The sequence below is a fragment of the Dietzia sp. DQ11-38-2 genome, assembly GCF_014145055.1.
Taxonomy (GTDB): Bacteria; Actinomycetota; Actinomycetes; order Mycobacteriales; family Mycobacteriaceae; genus Dietzia.
In genome coordinates this window covers 1-2,604 of sequence record NZ_JAALDW010000284.1, presented here as the reverse complement: position 1 = coordinate 2,604, position 2,604 = coordinate 1, and the positions used below count along the sequence as shown (strand labels likewise).

3 protein-coding genes and 2 pseudogenes are annotated in these 2,604 nt (G+C 69.7%); 2 read left to right on the top strand and 3 right to left on the bottom strand.

From position 1 onward, the window contains the following. Window positions 1-111, top strand: a pseudogene (locus tag G6026_RS17320) (DUF2500 domain-containing protein); the annotation flags it as partial. 52 nt (window positions 112-163) lie between these two features. Here G6026_RS17320 and G6026_RS10215 read toward each other — a convergent pair. The 3 genes from G6026_RS10215 to G6026_RS10205 form a co-directional block, all read right to left on the bottom strand. Beyond that, window positions 164-619 (bottom strand): SRPBCC domain-containing protein, encoded by a 456-nt coding sequence (locus G6026_RS10215; protein WP_107757587.1) that lies wholly within the window; start codon window positions 617-619, stop codon window positions 164-166. Window positions 620-626: 7 nt separating this feature from the next. Next, a complete protein-coding gene (locus G6026_RS10210; protein ID WP_107757588.1) occupies window positions 627-1,004 on the bottom strand; it encodes a metalloregulator ArsR/SmtB family transcription factor in 378 nt (125 codons plus the stop codon). A gap of 174 nt (window positions 1,005-1,178) precedes the next feature. Further along, entirely contained in the window at window positions 1,179-1,841 is a 663-nt protein-coding gene (locus G6026_RS10205) for a fasciclin domain-containing protein (RefSeq protein WP_107758254.1), read from the bottom strand. Window positions 1,842-1,979: 138 nt separating this feature from the next. On the opposite strand from G6026_RS10205, the pseudogene G6026_RS10200 reads away from it, so the two are divergent. After that, window positions 1,980-2,604 (top strand): annotated as a pseudogene (locus G6026_RS10200) (oxidoreductase); the annotation flags it as partial.

Sequence of the window (2,604 nt, the reverse complement as noted above, 5' to 3'; positions counted from 1 at the left end):
CAGGCCGCCGCGTACTTCCTCCGGCGGGAACTGCCCGTCGTGGACGCCAAGTTCGACCTGCTGGCCTCCGGCGACCGCACAACCCTGGACATGCGGGACGACTGGTTCTGAGCTGAGGGGCTGACTCTGGGCCGCGGGCCTGACTGTCGCCCGAGTGTCCGGGTCAGTGCGTTGCGGACGCCGCCAGGACTCCGTCCAGCTCCTCGAACGCCTCGGTCCAGCCGTCGTGAGCACTGTGCTCGGAGCCGCGGTCGTCCGGCAGTCCAGCCACGTGGAACGTCATGAGGGTGTGACCGTCGCCCACCTCGGCGAGGTCGACGGTGATGACGGGGACCTCGTCCCCGTCATCACCGGGACTGCCCCAGGTGAACCGGAGCCGGTCGGGCTCGCGGATCTCGAGGTACTCGCCCGCGGCCGGCCATTCGCGGCCGGTCGGGTCGATCATCAGGTAGGTGTAGCGACCTCCCACGCGCAGATCGATCGCGACGCTGTCCGCGGGAGTGGTGACCTCGTGGGGATGCCACCAGCGGGCGGCGACGGCGGGGTCGGTCCACGCCCGCCAGACGGTCTCGCGCGGGGCGTCGAACGTACGTGTGATGGTGAATTCGGGAACGGACATGGTGCCCTCACTCCTTCGATCGAGACCTTCGTCCTCGATGCTCGGGGTCGACGTGCCCGCGCTGGATGTCGGCCAGCACGCCGTCGAGTCGGTCGAACTTCTGCTGCCACAGCCCGCGGGTGCGCTCGACCCACTCCGTGGCGGCGTCCAGTGGTTCCGGCCGGAGCGTGCACACCCGCCACTGGGCGCGCGTGCTGCGCTCGATGAGACCGGAGCTCTCCAACACCCGCAGGTGTTGCGAGATGGCGGGTGCACTGATGTCGAAGGGGTCCGACAACTCGCCCACAGTCGCCGGCCCGGCGCTGAGCCGCTCGAGGATCCCACGCCGCGTGGGATCGGCGAGCGCCTGGAACACCCGGGACAGCGAATCACCAGCCTGTTTCACTTCGTGCTTTCCTTAATTAGGCGATACCTTAATTATCCCCGTTGAGCGACCCGTGTCAACCCCCCCGCGACAGCGCACAGCCCGGGCCGACGCTGTCGCGTCGACCCGGGCTGTGGTTGTGCTGTGGTGGTGTGACACCGCCCGGCGGTCAGGGATCACCGGAACTCAACGCGCTCACTCCTCGGGGACGAGGACCTGATCGATGAGGTAGACCGTGGCGTTGGCCGTCTGGACGCCGCCGCAGATCACGTTGGCCTCGTTGACCATGATCTCGTCGCCGGAGCCGGTGACGTCGACGTCCTCGCCGGCGAGAGTGGTCTGCATGCCCTCGATGTCCTCGGGCGAGATCTGACCCTCGACCACGTGGTAGGTCAGGATCGTGGTGAGCAGCTCGGGATCGGTCTGGAGAGCCTCCATCGTCGCGTCGTCGACCTGCGCGAAGGCGTCGTCGACCGGCGCGAACACGGTGTACTCACCGTTGTTGAGGGTGTCGACCAGGTCGACCTCCGGGTTCACCCCGCCCGACACGGCGGCCGTGAGGGTGGTGAGGAGCGGATTGTTGGAGGCGGCGGTGGCGACCGGCTCCATGGCCATGCCGTCGACCGAGCCCGGGCCGTCCGGGTTCGCCTCGGCGTAGTCCGCACACCCGGGCCCGACCAGCATGCCGGCCGGCTCCGCCATGGCGGTGGTCTCCTCGGTGGTCATCTCGGAGGTCATGGGGGCGGTCGTGGTGCCCTCGGCCTCGGTGGTGCCCTCGTCGTTCGCGCAGCCGGCCAGAACGAGGCCGCTCACGGCAGCCGCCGCGGCGATCGAAGCCATACGGCGGGAGATCGTCATGCTCATGGTGTTGGTCCTTTCAACAGAGCCTTGCGTGCTGGGTCACAGGTTCTTCGGCACAGTTCTCCGGCCGGATGGGTGACCCCCGAAATCTCTCTTCCCCACCGTCCGCCGAGGCCTGTGCTCCGAACTCCTGACGTGGATATCACCCAGCCCCGAACCCGCGTGACAGCCCAGATCGCCGCGGGCGTCCTCGCGACCGGAATCGCTCTCGCGGTCGGTCACGCCATGGCGGGACTGGTCGCCCCCGGTTCGTCTCCCTTCCTGGCGGTGGCCGACTCCGTCGTCGACCGCGCACCCTCGGCCGTCCGCGAGGCGACCATCGACGCACTCGGTACCGCGGACAAACCGGCGCTGCTCATCGGCCTCGCCGGAATCCTGGCGGTGATGGGTGTGGTCATCGGTCTCACGGAGCGACCGCGGCGGCCGATCGGGTCCGTCCTCATCATCGCGCTCGGACTCACGGGAGTTCTCGCTGCGGCGACCCGCCCTTCGGCCGGGCTCGCGTGGGTGCTGCCGACGCTCGCCGGCACCGTCCTCGCCGTTGTCGCCCTGCGACTGATGGTCGGCGCACTGTTCCCCGCGTCCGGGGACGGGACAGGTGGCGGTTCGGGGGACGGGTCGGGGACCGGCTCGGGTGACCTCGTCTCGTCGACCGACGAGGCCCCCGCTTCCCGTCCGGGTCCTGATCGGCGCCGCTTCCTCGTCCTGGCCGGATCGGCCGTGGCCGTGATCGCCGCAGCGGGCGCGACCGGCGTGGCCG

What these genes read in the sequence shown, in the direction of transcription:
- G6026_RS10215 (WP_107757587.1), bottom strand. Translation starts at nt 619, where the DNA reads ATGTCCGTTCCCGAATTCACCATCACACGTACGTTCGACGCCCCGCGC.
- G6026_RS10205 (WP_107758254.1), bottom strand. Translation starts at nt 1,841, where the DNA reads ATGACGATCTCCCGCCGTATGGCTTCGATCGCCGCGGCGGCTGCCGTG.